At 72.0% G+C, this 15,078-nt stretch carries 12 protein-coding genes; 3 read left to right on the top strand and 9 right to left on the bottom strand.

Annotated features, from left to right (window positions below; genetic code table 11):
• Positions 1–261 precede the first annotated feature (261 nt).
• Positions 262–1,170, top strand: coding sequence for a zinc metalloprotease (locus WMF44_RS38380; protein ID WP_437295010.1), 909 nt, complete (start codon positions 262–264; stop codon positions 1,168–1,170).
• 71 nt (positions 1,171–1,241) lie between these two features.
• Here the strand turns inward: WMF44_RS38380 and WMF44_RS38375 are convergent, their stop codons facing one another.
• From WMF44_RS38375 to WMF44_RS38350, 6 genes are all read right to left on the bottom strand, one after another.
• Positions 1,242–2,009, bottom strand: a complete 768-nt coding sequence (locus tag WMF44_RS38375) for a hypothetical protein (protein ID WP_437295009.1) — start codon at positions 2,007–2,009, stop codon at positions 1,242–1,244.
• Positions 2,010–2,418: 409 nt separating this feature from the next.
• The gene (locus WMF44_RS38370) at positions 2,419–3,240 is read right to left on the bottom strand and encodes a CPBP family glutamic-type intramembrane protease (RefSeq protein ID WP_437295008.1); all 822 of its coding nucleotides are present in this window, start codon (positions 3,238–3,240) and stop codon (positions 2,419–2,421) included.
• On the bottom strand, positions 3,222–4,373 hold the full coding sequence (locus WMF44_RS38365; RefSeq protein WP_437295007.1) for a peptidase MA family metallohydrolase: 1,152 nt from the start codon (positions 4,371–4,373) through the stop codon (positions 3,222–3,224). Before WMF44_RS38365 ends, WMF44_RS38370 begins: the two co-directional genes overlap by 19 nt.
• Complete coding sequence (locus WMF44_RS38360) at positions 4,370–5,278, bottom strand: hypothetical protein (protein WP_437295006.1); 909 nt, start codon at positions 5,276–5,278, stop codon at positions 4,370–4,372. The genes WMF44_RS38365 and WMF44_RS38360 overlap by 4 nt, the downstream gene beginning before the upstream one ends.
• A gap of 58 nt (positions 5,279–5,336) precedes the next feature.
• The gene (locus WMF44_RS38355) at positions 5,337–6,329 is read right to left on the bottom strand and encodes an NAD-dependent epimerase/dehydratase family protein (protein ID WP_437295005.1); all 993 of its coding nucleotides are present in this window, start codon (positions 6,327–6,329) and stop codon (positions 5,337–5,339) included.
• A 76-nt stretch (positions 6,330–6,405) separates the two neighbouring features.
• Complete coding sequence (locus tag WMF44_RS38350; protein WP_437295004.1) at positions 6,406–7,542, bottom strand: hypothetical protein; 1,137 nt, start codon at positions 7,540–7,542, stop codon at positions 6,406–6,408.
• Positions 7,543–7,769: 227 nt separating this feature from the next.
• Between WMF44_RS38350 and WMF44_RS38345 the strand changes: the two genes are divergently transcribed.
• The gene (locus WMF44_RS38345; protein ID WP_437295003.1) at positions 7,770–10,013 is read left to right on the top strand and encodes a cyclic nucleotide-binding domain-containing protein; all 2,244 of its coding nucleotides are present in this window, start codon (positions 7,770–7,772) and stop codon (positions 10,011–10,013) included.
• 79 nt (positions 10,014–10,092) lie between these two features.
• On the opposite strand, the gene WMF44_RS38340 is transcribed toward WMF44_RS38345, so the two are convergent.
• Together WMF44_RS38340 and WMF44_RS38335 are read right to left on the bottom strand one after the other, a co-directional pair.
• Entirely contained in the window at positions 10,093–11,784 is a 1,692-nt protein-coding gene (locus tag WMF44_RS38340) for a serine/threonine protein kinase (protein ID WP_437295002.1), read from the bottom strand.
• An 85-nt stretch (positions 11,785–11,869) separates the two neighbouring features.
• Positions 11,870–12,838, bottom strand: coding sequence for a serine/threonine-protein kinase (locus tag WMF44_RS38335; protein WP_437295001.1), 969 nt, complete (start codon positions 12,836–12,838; stop codon positions 11,870–11,872).
• Positions 12,839–13,290: 452 nt separating this feature from the next.
• Here WMF44_RS38335 and WMF44_RS38330 point away from each other — a divergent pair, with 452 nt between their 5' ends.
• On the top strand, positions 13,291–13,995 hold the full coding sequence (locus WMF44_RS38330) for a helix-turn-helix domain-containing protein (RefSeq protein ID WP_437295000.1): 705 nt from the start codon (positions 13,291–13,293) through the stop codon (positions 13,993–13,995).
• 126 nt (positions 13,996–14,121) lie between these two features.
• On the opposite strand, the gene WMF44_RS38325 is transcribed toward WMF44_RS38330, so the two are convergent.
• On the bottom strand, positions 14,122–14,595 hold the full coding sequence (locus tag WMF44_RS38325) for a hypothetical protein (protein ID WP_437294999.1): 474 nt from the start codon (positions 14,593–14,595) through the stop codon (positions 14,122–14,124).
• Positions 14,596–15,078 lie beyond the last annotated feature (483 nt).

Genomic DNA, 15,078 nt, shown 5'->3' with positions numbered 1-15,078 from the left:
TCGATCCACGTTGGAGCAATCGGCGTGTCCGTTCCACACGGGCCGCTGCGCCCCGTCATCGCTCTGCGTGTCCGGGGGCCTGTCGGCGTTCGGCGAGAGAGCGCAAGACTCGTAAGACGACCAGAACGGCCAGAACGACCAAGACATGGAATCTTCCTTTGTCGTCGCGAGTGGAATCGGCCCTTTTGGAATTGAACCGATTGTGATCGCGGATATATATTCATGCTTCCTTTGCGGGGAAATGAACCAAGGAGAGTGTCCATGCGAGCTCGGACGTGCGCGGAAGTATTTGCCTTAGTCTTGATCGCCGCCTTGGGCGTCGCGTGCGGCGCCGACCCCTCGACCCCCGTGGAGGATGCGCCGGCCGTCGCTGACGTCGAGCCCGAGCAGGTCGAGGCGGAGCCGGCGCCCCTGCGGCGCGGCTGCGCGACCGTCGAGCTGAGCGACGTCGAGAAGGAAGCCGTCGAGCAGTTCGTCCGCAGCCGGATGGCGCTCGGGTTCTCGGTGGGCGCGGCGGTCGAGATCCCCGTGCACGTCCACGTCATCAACAAGGGCATCGGCGTGTCGAACGGCGACGTGACGGACGGGATGATCGCGGAGCAGATCGATGTGCTCAACGAGGCGTACGCGAACACCCGCTTCAGCTTCACGCTGGCCTCCGTCGATCGGACGAGGAACGCGACCTGGTACACCATGGCGTCGGGCTCCTCGGCCGAGCGGCAGGCCAAGGCCGCGCTCCGTATTGGTGGGCCAGACCACCTCAATATCTACACGGCCAATCCGGGCGGCGGTCTGCTGGGCTGGGCGACGTTCCCCTCGAGCTACGCGGCCCGTCCGACCGACGACGGCGTCGTCCTGCTCCATTCCACGTTACCCGGCGGCAAAGCGGCGCCATACAACGAGGGAGATACGGGTACGCATGAGGTCGGCCACTGGCTCGGCCTCTTCCACACGTTCGAAGGCGGCTGCAACAAGAGCGGTGATGGCGTCGCGGACACGGCGTCCGAGCGCAGCGCCGCGTATGGCTGCCCGCTGAACAGGGACAGCTGCCGGGGCGGTGGGCTCGACCCGGTCCAGAACTTCATGGATTACACCGACGACTCCTGCATGGATGGGTTCACTGCAGGGCAGGCCGATCGCATGTCGGCTCACTGGAATACGTATCGTTGATCGGTGGGTGATGGGACGGCGGGCGGCGGGCGACTCCGCCGCTCGCCGGCTGGACAGGCGTCCGGCAGAGATCACATCGACTTGATTTGGGCCCGGCGCTCGAAGCTCCGGCTCTCGGCGAGGACGCGCGGCGCGGGATCGGCAGGCGCCGGCCCCGCGCTCGAGTCCCTGTCTCCCTGCGCCAGGCGCTGCTGGCGGCGGGTGCCGGCCTGGACGCCGAAGTACACGCCGAGGAACGTCACGACGCCCCAGCCGAGCAGGCCGATGGCGATGAGGCCGGTCTGGCGCGACGCATCGCCCCCGAGCTGGCTGATCTCCTCCATCGGCGCCGACAGCTTGCTCACCTCCTTCATCGGCTCGCGCAGCGTCGCGACCTGCTCCATCGGCTGCTTCAGCCCGGCGACGTCGCGCATCGGCGCGTCCAGGGCGGCGACGTCGCGCATCGGCGCGTTCAGGGCGGCGACGTCCGTGAGCGGGCCGCGGATGCCCACGAGGCTCTCGTTCATCGCGGCGATGGTGGCCTCCATCTCGCTCAGCCGGTCCATCGACTCCTTGAGGCGCGCGGTCTCCCGCATGCTCTGCTGCATTGCGTCCATCGACCCCTTGAGCTCGGCCAGCCGCTCCATCGCCGCCTGCATCTCGGCGAGCTTCTCCATCGGCTGACGCAGCTCGGCGAGCTGATCGATGCTCTCCTGCGAGCTCCGCAGCGTCTGATTCGAATCCTCGATCGTCGCGCGCGTCCGCCGCATCTCCTCCGTCGTTGCCTGGATGGAGCGCGTGTTCGTGTCGATCATCGTCGCCATGCCGCAGCCCGTCGACACGAGCGCGAGCAGCATCATCGGCGCAATCCGAAGGATCCTTTCGCAGTGCATACCTGATCGTTGGTTCCTCGAAGGCGGCGCGTCAATGTGTGCTTGACGCGGTGCGCTGAAATATGACATAGCCGTGTCCGAGGGGTGAGGCGCTGTGGGACATCGCGCGCGTTCGCCCGCGATCCGCTTGCGCGGCACGTGCTCTCACGGCGCTGTGAAATGTCGGTGTCGGTCCGGTGGATGTGACGCGCCGAGCGCTGGAAACCGGACGCCGGCGGTGGAAGGGGAGAGGCCGAGTGCGCAGCTGCGATGGACGCGGCGCCGCCAGCGCCGATGTCCGGAGCTACAACGCGGGTGCGGCGCGCTTCATGCCGGCGCGGCGGCGAGAGCTCCGTGGCGGCCGCGCGGAGCAGGGACGCTTTACCGTGCTGGACGGTCAGGCTGCAGGGCGCCGGCGCCGGAGGGTGAGCGCGGCGAGGATGGCGAGCACGGCCGCGCCGAGCCAGGCAGGCGGGCCGGAGGCCTGCGTCCCCGCGGCGAGGGCGCCGTCGATCCACGTGGCGTCGAGCAGGGCGCCGCGCAGGCCTGCGCCCGCGAGCGCGGTGAAGCTCGCGTGGACGGCGACCGCCGCGAACACGCCGCGGCCGCGCAGGAAGAGCGCCGCGGCGAGCGCGCCGAGCGCGGTCGCGAGGGCGAAGCTCGACGGGGACGCGCCCGGCGCGAGCCCGAGCGCGGCGCCGTGCGCGAGGGCGGAGAAGACGAGCGCGGGGCGGGGCGAGAGGCCGGCGCGCGCCGCGGCGGCGAACGGGATGCCGGTGAGCAGGAGCTCGTCGCGGACAGCGAGGGCGATCGCGCGCGCCAGGGCGAAGCCGAAGCTCGCCGAGGGCGCCCCGGCCTCGACGGTCACCCACCCCAGCGCCGCGGAGACGCCGAGCGTGATCAGCACGGCGAGCGCGCCCAGCGCAGCGCCGAGCCCGACGCGACGGGCGAGGCGCGCGCGGCGGCCTGGGCCCTCCGGCTCCAGAGGGTCGGTCCACTGCACGCCGGCCCGCGCCGCGACGACGTCGGCGACGACAGCGCCGGCGAGCGCCGCCGCGAGCGGGCTCGACGACAGGATCACGGACACGATCTGCAGGGCCGCGGCGAGGCCGATGAGCCAGGCCGCGCCGAGCGCGAGCTCCGTCAGGCGGCGCCGCGGTCCGGGGGGATCGGGCCGAGGAGGGGCCTCCTCCGTGGCGTTCAGTGGAGCGTGTGCCACTGGCCGTTGTGCTCCACCTTCGGGACGTCCGCGTCGCCGTCGACCTCGTTGCGGTGACGCGCGCCCAGGGTGGCGACGAGCTGGACCGTGGACGGGCGCGCGGGCCGGTGGCGTACCTCCGACGCCGCGCGGAGCCGGCGGCGCGGCGCGGGAGGCGGCGGCGATCTCCGGCGGCGGAGCCGCTGCACGGCCAGCCGGCCGGAGACCAGCAGCGCGATCGCCATCAGCGAGCCGGCCAGCACCGGGACGAAGCCGTAGCGGCGCGCGACGCTGGTGCGCCACGCGAGCTCGATCTCGCGGCCCGTCGAGACATAGGCGGCCCCGAGCGCGGCCTCGAGCGGCACGCCGCCGCGCACCTGAGCCAGCGCGCGCACGAAGCTCTGCCGCCGCTCGTCCTCGACGAGGAAACGGACGACGTCGGCCGCTTGCGCGTGGGGCAGCGAGCCGGCCGTGTCCTCGGCGCCCGTCAGGCTCGCCTCGAGCTCGTCGAGCGGGAGGAGGCGCCCCCGGAGCGCGGCGACCGAGAGCACCTGCGCGCGACGAGCGCTGCGGTCCCCGGCCACGTGGGCGGCGAACCCCTCGTGGAACCAGCGCGGGAGCGCGGCGCCGCCCGTCACCTCGTCCAGGGCGAGGTGCGCGAGCGCGTGACGGAAGGCGCCCTCGAGATCGGGCGCCTCGGCGCCGAGCCGCGGAGAGGCGCTCAGGACCGCGAGCCGCAGCGCGCCGAACGAGATCGCCGTCACGGGGCCAGCGAGGCCCCCGGGGACGAGATCGTCGAGCTCGGCGGGCACATCCGCGATCCGGACCTTCACGGGGGCGGCCAGCACGTCGCGGCCGAGCAGGGCGCCGAGCTCGGCGCGCAGGTCGCCAGCGCGGGCGATCAGCGGGCGGACACGGTCGCGGGTGGACGGGTGATAGGCGAGCTCGATCCAGCCGAGATCCTCGGTGTGGTACGCCGGCGGCGGCGGCGGCACGGGGAGATCGGCGCTGCCGTCGCGCGTCGCGGCGGGCGCGTCGTAGACGCGGGGCGCGGCGCCGGCGAGCCGCGCGGGCGCGGCGACGATCGCGACGCAGAGGAGCGCGGCGAGCCTCAGCCCGAGCCCCGCCGGGTTGCGCCGGGAGGAGCGCGTCATGGCGCGATCCGGCCCCGGAGGTGCACGGTGTCGCCGTCATCGCCGCCCGTCTGGGCCAGCACCAGCACGACGATCCCTGTCGCGACGACGCCGGCGAGCGGCCCCCAGAACCAGGGGGAGCTCCACGTCGAGCGCCGCTCCGACGGCCCCGACGAGCTGGCGTCGCCGCCCGCGAACCTCGGCGCCGCCTGGACGACGTCGGCGCGAGGTCCGCGAGGTCCCGAGGAGCCCTGGGGCGATGAGGCGGGCGCGGGCGGCGTCGCGGCGCGACCCGCCGCGCCTCCGCTCCGCTCGTCTCCAGCGAGCAGCGCGCGCACGGCCGCGCCCGCGCCCGGCCAGCCGAAGGTCGCCCCGGCGGGGGCGGCCGCGCCGTCGGCGGTCCGCTGGACCGTCGCGCCGAGCTCGAGCGGCGCGTAACTCGCGCCCGCGACCCGGAGCACGCGCGCCACGGGGTGGCCGTGCGCGGTGCTCACCGCGACGACGAGCGCCGCGCCTGCGCCCGCGCCGAGCGACGCGAGCAGCCCGCGCGCGACCGGCTCGGACTCGGCGCGCCCGGCGGAGCGGCGCACCTCCGCGAGCTCCTTCACGGCGGCCGGCGCGTCCGGGCGCGGCGGATCGCCGGCGAGCACCTGCGCCGTCGCCTCGTCGATGGGCGGGCGGAGCGCGGGGTCGCCGTAGATCGCGCGGGCGAGCGAGCGAGCCGCCTCGGCGCTCGCGTCGTCCACCGCCACCACGACGGCGCCGCGCAGGGCCGACCGCGCGGCAGGCGCGTCCGGCGCGCTGCCCGCGTCCGGAGCCGCCGCGGCGGCGCCGTCTCGAGGCGGCTCCTGTGCCTGCGCGGGCGCCGCCGTCAGGCCGAGCGCCATCGCGACGAGGCCCGGGGCAACCGGCGGACAGCGGGACATACGTTTACGGTACGGAGGCCGCGGGCGAGCGTCAAACGGCGCGCGGCGCGGCGTCACGTCACAGCCAGCCATGCTCGCGGTACCAGGCGACCGCGCGGCGCGTCCCCTCCGCCCAGCTCACCTCGGGCGCCCAGCCGAGCTCCCGGCGGGCGTCGCTCGAGTCGCAGACCCAGTGCGACGCGGAGAGCTCGTTCAGCTTGTCGCGCGTGAGCATCACGGCCTTGCCGGTGAGGCGGCCGAGCCCCTCGCTCGCGAGCGCGGCGCCGCGCACGAGCGAGAACGGGACGCCGAGACGGACGAGCGCCCGCGCGCCGAGCGCCGCCTCCACGTCCGCCAGCATGTCGCGCCACACATACACGCTTCCGTCGTCGATGAAGTAGGCGCGGCCGCTCGGCACGTCGCTCTCGATCGCACGGATGCACGCGGCGGCCGCGTCGGAGGCGTAGATGACGCTGAGCGTGTTCCTGCCGTCGCCGAGCATCGGGAGGAAGCGGCGCGCGACGCTCTGGAAGAACGCGAACGACTCCTGGTCGCGCGGGCCGTAGATCATCGGGGGGCGCAGGACGACCACGGGCAACGCGCCCTTCTCGGCGAGGACCAGCCGCTCGGCCTCGAGCTTCGAGCGCCCGTAGCGCGTCACCGGGGCCGGGCGCGCATCGGCGGCGATGGGGCGCCCGTCCAGGCTGGGGCCGATGGCGGCGAGGCTCGAGACGAACACGAACCGCCGAATCGCCCCCGCCGCCTTCGCCGCGTCGAGCAGGTTCCGCGTGCCGTCGACGTTGATCCGGAAGAACTCCGCCTCGTCGCGCGCCTTGACCAGCCCGGCCGAGTGCACGATCGCGTCGACGCCCGGCGGCCCGACGACCGCGCGGCGGACGCTCTCGGCGTCCTCGACGGCGCCGTACGCGAGCTCGACCCCGCGCAGCGACGACAGGAACCTCGTGTCCGACGAGCGCCGCACCAGGGCGACGACGCTGTGCCCCTGCTCCACGAGCTGCTCGGCGACGTGCGAGCCGAGGAACCCGCTCGCGCCCGTGACCAGCACCCTCATCGATCCGCTCCTCCTCTCCGGTCCCGGCGCCCGCGTCGAGCCGCCCGCGCCGATCGCCCGGCGGCGCGCGTGTCCATCACAGCGCCCGCTCGTAGACGCGGTACTTCTTGTGGATCCGGCCGCCCATCAGCCGGATGCCCGCGTTGATGGCGGCGTTGTCCTCCAGCGTCCACCCCAGCTCGCCGCCCTCCATGCCGAGCAGGTGCGCCGCGCGGTTCATCTCGACGTAGAGGAAGGCGCTGAGCCCGGCGTAGCGCCGCACGTGGCGCCACTTCTTGCGGATGCCGAGCACGACGAGGCGCCCGCGCTTCGGGCCGCGCACGCGCAGCCGCCACAGCAGCTTGAAGATGCCGCCAGGGAGGAGCTTGCCGTGGAAGTCCTTGATCAGCTGGTTGAGGTCGGGCAGCCCGAGCGACACGGCGGCCGGCTCGCCGTCGATGAACGTGATCTTGGTGAGCTCGGGCATCAGGATGAGCCGCACGTCCTTCGCCCACTTGACGAGCTCCTTCTCGGTCATCGGGACGAAGCCCCAGTTGTCGCTCCAGGCGTCGTTGTAGACGTCCATGAGGATCCGGATGTCGCGGAGCAGGTTCTTCGGATCGCCGCAGCGCGTGTGCACCTCCGGCATCGCCAGGACCTCGGCGTGGGCCTTCTGCGCCCGGGCGGGGACGTTGCCGACCTCGTAGCCCCACGCGTAGAGGTCCTTCACCTTCTCGAGCCCCGCCTGCTCGATGAGCCGGCCCTGGTGCGGCCGGTGGTAGGGCATCATCATCACCGGCGGGAGCTCGAAGCCCTCGATGAGGCAGCCGATCTCCTCGTTGGTCGAGAGCGAGTAGGGGCCCCGCATGCGCTTCATCCCGCGCGCGCGCAGCCAGCCCGCGGCCTCGGCGAGCAGCGCCCCGGCCGCCTCGGCGTCGTCGATCGTATCGATGAACCCGAACGAGCCGGTCTCGTCGCGGTGGACCCGGAGGTGCTCGTGATCGACCTGCGCGGTGATCCGGCCCGCTGGCCGGCCGTCCTTGTACGCCACCCACGCCGTCCCCTCGGCGTGCTCGAAGAACGGGTTCTTCTTCTTGTCGAGCCGATCGGAGATGTCCAAGTCGAGCGGGCGGATATAGTTGGGCTCTCCCTCGTAGACGGTGTCGACCACGTTCAGGAAGTCCTTCAGGACCTTCTTGTCGCCCTTCCGGAGCTCGCGGATCTCGATAGCCATAGGGCTTGAGCCCGTACCTTCCGAGACGCGGCGCTGCAAGGGGCTCGCACCGACGTGGTCTCGGCCCGATCGCGGAGCGCCGCGCGCCGCGCCGAGCCCCCGGCGGCGCGCGCCGCGCTGACCGCCGGACGCCACGCGCCGCGCTGATCGCACGACGCCGCGCGCGCGAAGCCGGTAAGCTCTCGCGGAGGGCCTGTCTGGCCCCCGGCAACTCAGGTGGACGCAGCATGATGACCCCGAAGGAGTTCCAGAGGCAGTTCAAGCGGCTGCTGATGAGCCGTGTGGAGGGCATGGACTGGGAAGACAAGCTCGCCCGGGTCCGGCAGTACCTGCGCCAGCTCGAGGCACGCCAGAGCCCGGAGGAGGAGTCGGCCGAGCTCTCGCCGTCGCTGGAGCTCATCCCGTTCGAGCCCGGCAAGCGGCCTGTCGACGAGGCGCTCTATCCGGGGCACGGGTGCAGCGAGCGCGTCGGCTGCATCAACACCTCCGGCGACCCGTCGGAGCTCGGCGACGAGGTGTGGCTGCTCTATCGGCTGCGCGATATCTACGCGTTCGTCGCCCCCTTCGAGCGCCCGTTCGAGGTGACCCTGTCGGCGTGGTTCCTCCCCGCGAGCCCCGACGGCGGCGAGCCGTGCCCGGTGCCCGGCCTCATGGACGTGCCGCTCAGCCCGCAGATCGTCTCGACCTCGTCCTACCCCGTCCCGAAGCTCGAGCCCGCCCCGTGGAACTCGTTCCACCAGACGGTCTACGTGGCCACCATCGTGCCGGCGCGGCAGCTCGTGCCGCACCCCCCCGGCGAGGAGACCGGCGGCGGCTATTTCTGGGGCGACCTGCCCGAGTCGTTCCGGCGGCGCGTCACCGACGGCTTCGAGCCGTTCACGTTCGCGAGCCTGTTCCGGCAGCAGCTCCGCGTCGAGCTCAAGCTCAGCGAGGCGGGCAGGACGGTGGCCTCCGAGTCGACGGACATCGAGATCTTCGACACCGGCCGCTTCGGCTCGCTCTACGCGCGCCTGCTCGACCGGCTCGTCAAGGCGGACACGGAGATCCAGCAGCGGGCGCTCGGGATCGACGAGCTCCACGTCGGCTATCACCCGTGGTTCCCCGTGCTGACCATCGGCATGGACAAGGCGCTCCTGTACCTCCGGGCCATCCACCAGGACCTCGAGCAGCACCGGCGCAACCTCCCCGACCCCCGCTGGCTGCTCCGGGTGGGCCTCTACCTCGAGCTGCTCACGTGCCTCGGCATCTTCGAGGCCGTGAAGCACGACTACCCGGACATGCTCTCGCCGGGGGAGCGCGAGGCCTTCGAGGAGGGCGCTGCGTTCGCGCCGATCCGCGCGTCGATCGACGTCGCGGCGTGGGCGCAGGTCTGGGACATGCGGCACATCGCGCCGCGCGCGGCCGGCTTCTTCGCGGCCGGGCCCGTGAGCCTGACGAACCTGATGCGCAAGCAGAAGGCCACGCTCGCGTTCCTGCACGCCCACCACGCGGACCTGCAGAAGGCGATCGAGCTCGCCGGCCCCAACCTGTGGAACGCGCAGGAGACGTGGCACCGGGTGTTCCGCGACGCGGAGCGGGCCGTGCTCAAGAACAACGTGCTCGCGTTCCCGGAGCTCGCGCACATCGATCCGCGGTGGCGCGACTTCGCGCTCTGGCACCAGCGGGGGGACATGCGGTTGTTCGGGCTCAGCCTGATGCCCGAGGCGCTGACGGGGCTCTTCGGCGACCAGGACGGCATCTTCCCCGCGGCGTGCCGGCAGTACCGGAAGTCGATGAACGACGTCGCCCGGTGGGCCGCCGAGCGGAACCTCATGGATTACACGGGCGACGAGTGCATCCCGCGGAACGCGAGCCTGCTCGAGGCGTACATGGAGAAGAACCCGTCGCACCTCGCCGCGCTGCAGCGGCGCGACGGCCACGGGGCCGCGCCGTCGATCGAGCTCGAGGAGCCGAGCAAGGCGGCGCGGGAGGCGAGCGCCGAGGACCTCATGATGCTGCTCCGGCGGACGCCGGTCTTCAAGCCGCTGCTCGATCGCGAGCTCCGCAAGCTCGCCACGAAGGCGCGCCGGATCGAGTACGGGCCGCTCGACCGGATCGTGCTGCAGGGGCAGCGGGACTCGTCGATGTTCGTCGTCGCGTCCGGCGCCGTCGAGGTCCTGGTGCGGCACCCCGACGGGCAGGACTCGACGGTCGCCGCGCTCGAGAAGGGCGCCGTCTTCGGGGAGTTCGCGCTGCTCACGGGCGAGGAGCGCACCGCGACGGTGCGCGCCGTCGACGAGGTGGTGCTCTACCAGATCACGAAGGAGGCCCTGCAGCCGATCATCGAGGCGCGCCCGCAGCTCGTGATCGAGCTGAGCTTGCTCATGGCGTCGCGCCAGGCCCACCTGCGCGACGCGGCCGAGCGCTACCTCGAGGCCGAGGAGAAGGTGCGGAGCCTCGCCGGGCGCATCCGGCGGTTCGTCCTCGGCTGAGCGCGCGCGGCTCTTCGTGGCCGGCCTCGCGCTCAGCCCCTCGTGGCCGGCTTCGCGCTCGGCCTCGGCCCCCTCGCGCTCAGCCCTTCAGGAGCCACGCGACGGCGTCGGCCTCCGCGGTGAAGAACGAGTACTCGGGCAGCCCCATGGCGGCCGACAGGCGGGAGATCTGCATCTTCGAGAGCGCGCTGTTCACGAGGTTCGCCGCCTTGCGCATGCCGTGCTCGACGGCGTAGGCCATGGTCTGCTCGACGTACGGGCTCACCTCGGGCTTCTGCGGGGGGAAGTCCGCGATGTCGGCGAGCACGTACCAGGGCTTTCCGAGGTTGAGCAGCGTCGAGGCCTTCTGGCGGAACTCGTCGAGGTACGCCTTGCCCTCGTCGATGTCCCAGAACCCCCACACCTTCACGTGGAGGACCCCCGTCGACGTGTCGGGCCTGACGGTGAAGCGCCGCTGCGGGGCGCGCTCGCGCCTCGAGGTGACATCCGTCCTCCTCGGCGGTTCGCTCCCGGAGAGGCCCGTCCGGCCCGGCGGGTCGAGGGGTGGCGGCGTCCGGGGTCGGGTCTCCGCGAACTTCGAGGCGGCCGACGGCGCGGGCGGCGCGGAAGAGAACGAGGGAGGGACGGAGCGCGAGGGCGGATGGGGCGCCGACGGCGTGACGGAGCGCGAGGGCGGGCTGGGGTAGGAGGCCGGACCGGGGCGTGAGGGAGGCGTCTTCGACGACAGCTCCGGCACGGTGACGGTCGGCACCTCGGCGAAGCCCTTCGCCGTGCCGGGCTTCGAGGGTAGCGTCGGGTCGGTCGGGCTCGGGTTCGCGCTCGGCGCGGGCGCCGCCGGCTCCGGCAGGAGGATGACGCGCGAGGCCCGCGGGATGGCGACGTCGAGCGCGGCGGCGAGCGCGCCGACCGCGACGGAGGCGCGCTCGAAGCGGTCCTCGGCCTTGAGCGCCGTCGCCTTGAGGAACCAGCCGTCGAACTCCTTCGGCAGCGCCGCCGAGGACCGCCGCGCCGCGCGCTCGCTGGGCGCCTCCATCGCGCCGCGCAGGAGCTCCCCCGCGAGCATGTACGGGGACGCGGTCGCCTCGGCCTCCTGGGCCCAGTACGACTCGCCGACGAGGAGCGCGTACGCGACGTGCCCGAGCGCGTAGATGTCGGCGCGCGGGCCGACGTTGCGCTCGGCGCGGATCTGCTCCGGCGCCATGTACACGGGCGTGCCGAGCATCTGCCGCGTCAGCGTGGAGGCGTGGTGCTGCTCGATGACCTTGGCGATCCCGAAGTCGAGGATCTTCACGCACGGCGAGCCGTCGTCGCGGACGGTGACGAACAGGTTGTCCGGCTTGAGGTCGCGGTGGACGATGCTCGCCGCGTGCGTCTTGTCGAGCGCGAGCGCGGCCTGGAACAGGTAGAGCGCGACGTCCTCGGCGGGGAGGGCGCCGCGCTTCTTGACGAGGCTGCCGAGCTCCTCGCCGCGGAGCAGCTCCATGACCAGGAACGGGGTGCCGGTCTCCTCGTCGACCCCGGCGTCCGAGGTCCTGACGATGTGGTCGCTCTCGATGACGCCGGTGATGCGGGCCTCGAGGGCGAAGCGGGCGCGCAGCTCCTCGCTGTCGAGCAGGCTCGGCAGCATCACCTTGAGCGCGCGGCGCGCCGCGGTGACGTCGTCCATCACCTCGTAGACGGCGCCCATGCCGCCCGCCTTGATGACGCGCAGCACCTGGTAACGGTTGCGAAACCGCGTATTCGGCTGCAACAGGCCGGGCGAGGAGCTCATCCTGCGGCCCTCGGTTCAGGCATGGTTTGCACCACGCTACCAGCGCCGCTTCCCGCGTCGCAAGGCGGTCGGGTGAGGAACGTGCTCAGCGCAGGATCGCGCCTCCGCCGGCAGGCTCGCCCCCGGATCGATCGGCGCGGTCGAGGTGCGGCTCCAGCGCGCTCCAGAGCGAGCGGACGTCCTGGAAGCGCTCCTCGGGGGCCACGGCGAGCGCCCGCGCGACCCACGCGTCGACCTCGGGGAGCAGGTCGGGACGGAAGGCGTGCAAGCTCGGCCGCGGGCCGCGGGCGGCGGCGAGCAGGATGTCGACCCGGCTCGCGCCGGCGAACGGCAGGCGCCCCGCGAGCGCGCGGAAGAGCACCGCGCCGAGCGAATAGACGTCGATCCGGTGGTCGATCTCCTGGGGCCGGCCCTTCCATACCTCGGGCGCGATGTAGCTGGGCGAGCCGGGGATCGCGCCCTCGCGGGTGAGGGGGTCGGCCTGCATGACCTTGACAAGGCCGAAATCGAGCAAGCGCACGCGCCCCCGCGCCGCCGTGCCGGCGCGGGCCGGCGCGCTCCCGCGGTGAGGGGAGGTGGAGGAAGGAACGCCCGTGTCGTGGTCGAGGACGAAGATGTTCGCGGGCTTCAGATCGCGGTGGACGATGCCGCGCGCGTGCGCGGCGTCGAGGGTGTCGACGATCGGGCGGAACAGCTCGCGGATCTCGTCGAGCGGGAGCCGCTGGTTCCGCGCCTCCAGCTGGCGCAGCGCGGTCTCGAGATCGCTGCCCTTCAGGAACTCCATGACGATGTAGAGGGTGCCGTCGGGCGCCTCGCTGAACGCGAAGACGTGCGTCGCGCTGGTGCCGGCCAGCTCGCCCATGGCGCGGGCCTCGCGCCGCAGGCGGGCCTTCAGGGCGGGATCGCTGGCGAACTCGGGCCGCAGGTACTTGACGGCGACGTGCGCGCCGGTTTCCTGGTCCAGGGCGCGGTAGACCACGCCGTGGCCTCCCTGACCCACCACCTCGATCAGCGTGTACCGGCCGTCGATCACGTCGTCGATGTCGTGGTCCATCGGCAAGCCCTCGGTGCTTGAGCGCGCTGCGTCAGCGTGCCGCACAGCGAGCCCAGGTTGTAGCCGCTTCGGCGCGCTGGCGGTAGGGACGGTTGGACGCGGACCTGACTCGTCGGCCGGGGGCGGACCGGAGGCGGAGAGGGGCGGGGAAGCGCGAGCGTCCTGGGACGCGGTCCGCGGGAAGGCGCCTGCGGGGGGAAGAGGCCTGTGGCGAGCGAGCCTGCGGGGGAGCGAGCGTGGCGAAGCGCGCTGGGAGGAAGCGCGACCCTGCGCGGAAGGCGAACGCGCCGAGGGGAAAGCGAATGTGACAGGGACGTCACGGATCGGGTTCAGGCGATATCCTAGGAGCGACGGAAATTGCCTGATGATCGATCCCACTCATCATGACGCAGCCACGAATTTGGTTGGTTTGCCGACCCTGAGATCCCGTGTAGAGTGGCGCCCATCCTCCCATGAGATCCGTCCGACAGAACAGCGACCTTCCCCGGGTGAACGGCGCGCTGCCGGTCGCGCTCGACGTGCAGCCGGCCAGGCCCGGCGCGCAGGAGCTGGAGGAGGAGTGGACCTATGAGGTCGCTCACCACGACTCGCCGCCGGATCTCACGCATGTTGTCGGGGAGAACCTTCGGCGGTTGAGGACGCGGCGCGGCCTCTCGCTGGAGCGGCTCTCGAAGATCTCCGGCGTGAGCCGCGCGATGCTCGGCCAGGTCGAGCTCGGCCGCAGCGCGCCCACGATCAACGTCGTCTGGAAGATCGCCCGCGCGCTCGGCGTGCCGTTCTCGGCGCTCGTCAGCGCCCGCTCGGCGAGCGGCCCCATGCTGCTGCGCGGGGATCGCGCGAAGCGGCTGACATCGCACGACGGCAAGTTCACCTCGCGCGCGCTCTTCCCGTTCGATGCGCCGCGAACGGTCGAGTTTTACGAGCTCTGCCTGGCCCCGCTCGGCGTCGAGAATGCCGATCCCCACCCGCCCGGGACGACCGAGAACATCGTGGTCTGTCAGGGGACCGTTGAAATCAGCGTCGACGGACAGCGGTTTCTGCTCGCGACGGGCGACGCGCTCGTGTTTCAGGCGGATGTCCCGCACGTCTACCGCAACCCGGCGAACGTCGACTCGCTGATGTACCTGGTGATGACGTATTCGCTGCCGGCGCCCTGAGGCGGGCGCGCTCCTCGTCGAGGAACGGGGGAGGGGGGAGGGGAAGGGGCGGAGGAGGGGCGCCGCCGCGCGAGGACGCCGGTGAGCGCCGACGCTCCGCTGCTCCGAGGAGGGATTGCGGCCGCGCTACTTGGTCGTTGCGGGGGTGCACATCATCATGGGCATCCCGCCGCACATCATCATCATGGGCATCCCGGACGACATCATCTTCGTCATGGCCTCGCAGCGCTCCTTCAGCACGTCCATCGACATGCCCTCGGGCGGCATCATCTTGCAGATCATTCCGTCCTTGGTCATCTCACACGACATCTTGCACATCATCGGCATGCCCATACCCGTCATACCTGGCATCATGCCCATCATGGGCATCATCGGCATGCCCATGCCCATCATGCCGGGCATCATCGGCATGCTCATGCCCATCATGCCCGGCATCATGCCCATCATGGGCATCATCGGCATGCCCATGCCCATCATGCCGGGCATCATTGGCATGCCCATCATGCCGGGCATCATGGATGCGCCAGCGGCCATCTCCGGCGTCGCCATCATGGGGGACATCGTCTGCGGCATCATGGGCATCTGCATTGCAGTGGTCATGGGGGCTCCTGTCGTCAGCGCTCGTTGCTTCCGGGGAGCCGTTCTAGCCGGTCGGCGTGCCGTCGCAACGCGTTAACATGGGCGCCTGTCGCTTTGCTCCAGTCTAGCGGAGGCGCCTCCACGGCGTTGGAGGCGCCGGCGCCCTGGGCGGACGAGCATCCACGATAGCGACGGCCGCTCCGCCGGGGGCGCGCGCTGGAGTGGCGTCCGGGCGAGGCCGTGTGTGCAGCGGTCACGAGGATCGAGGTGGCGACAAGCGGGGTCGTGCGAGCGTCAGAACAAAGGGCCCGGCGCTGCTCCGGTACCGATGACGCTGTCTCGTGCGCCGACTCGCCTTTGATTTGAATGCAATCCAGCGGACGGGCGGAGTCACGACGGCGCATAAGCGCCACGGTGACAGGACTAGAGCGACAAATGGGTTGAAGCCGCACGCAAACAGCGAGAAGTTGAGACGCCAGAAGACGCCAGAAGACGTCAGAAGAC

The sequence above is a fragment of the Sorangium sp. So ce426 genome (assembly GCF_051475585.1).
GTDB classification, from domain to species: domain Bacteria; phylum Myxococcota_A; class Polyangia; order Polyangiales; family Polyangiaceae; genus Sorangium; species Sorangium cellulosum_B.
Note: the sequence above shows the minus strand (reverse complement) of the source record. Positions and strands in the feature narration are given on the sequence as shown.

Coding starts and splice junctions, on each gene's coding strand:
- WMF44_RS38365 (WP_437295007.1), bottom strand. CDS start 4,373: ATGACGCGCTCCTCCCGGCGCAACCCGGCGGGGCTCGGGCTGAGGCTC.
- WMF44_RS38335 (WP_437295001.1), bottom strand. CDS start 12,838: ATGGACCACGACATCGACGACGTGATCGACGGCCGGTACACGCTGATC.
- WMF44_RS38330 (WP_437295000.1), top strand. CDS start 13,291: ATGAGATCCGTCCGACAGAACAGCGACCTTCCCCGGGTGAACGGCGCG.
- WMF44_RS38375 (WP_437295009.1), bottom strand. CDS start 2,009: ATGATGCTGCTCGCGCTCGTGTCGACGGGCTGCGGCATGGCGACGATG.
- WMF44_RS38355 (WP_437295005.1), bottom strand. CDS start 6,329: ATGAGGGTGCTGGTCACGGGCGCGAGCGGGTTCCTCGGCTCGCACGTC.
- WMF44_RS38345 (WP_437295003.1), top strand. CDS start 7,770: ATGATGACCCCGAAGGAGTTCCAGAGGCAGTTCAAGCGGCTGCTGATG.
- WMF44_RS38325 (WP_437294999.1), bottom strand. CDS start 14,595: ATGACCACTGCAATGCAGATGCCCATGATGCCGCAGACGATGTCCCCC.
- WMF44_RS38380 (WP_437295010.1), top strand. CDS start 262: ATGCGAGCTCGGACGTGCGCGGAAGTATTTGCCTTAGTCTTGATCGCC.
- WMF44_RS38360 (WP_437295006.1), bottom strand. CDS start 5,278: ATGTCCCGCTGTCCGCCGGTTGCCCCGGGCCTCGTCGCGATGGCGCTC.
- WMF44_RS38350 (WP_437295004.1), bottom strand. CDS start 7,542: ATGGCTATCGAGATCCGCGAGCTCCGGAAGGGCGACAAGAAGGTCCTG.
- WMF44_RS38340 (WP_437295002.1), bottom strand. CDS start 11,784: ATGAGCTCCTCGCCCGGCCTGTTGCAGCCGAATACGCGGTTTCGCAAC.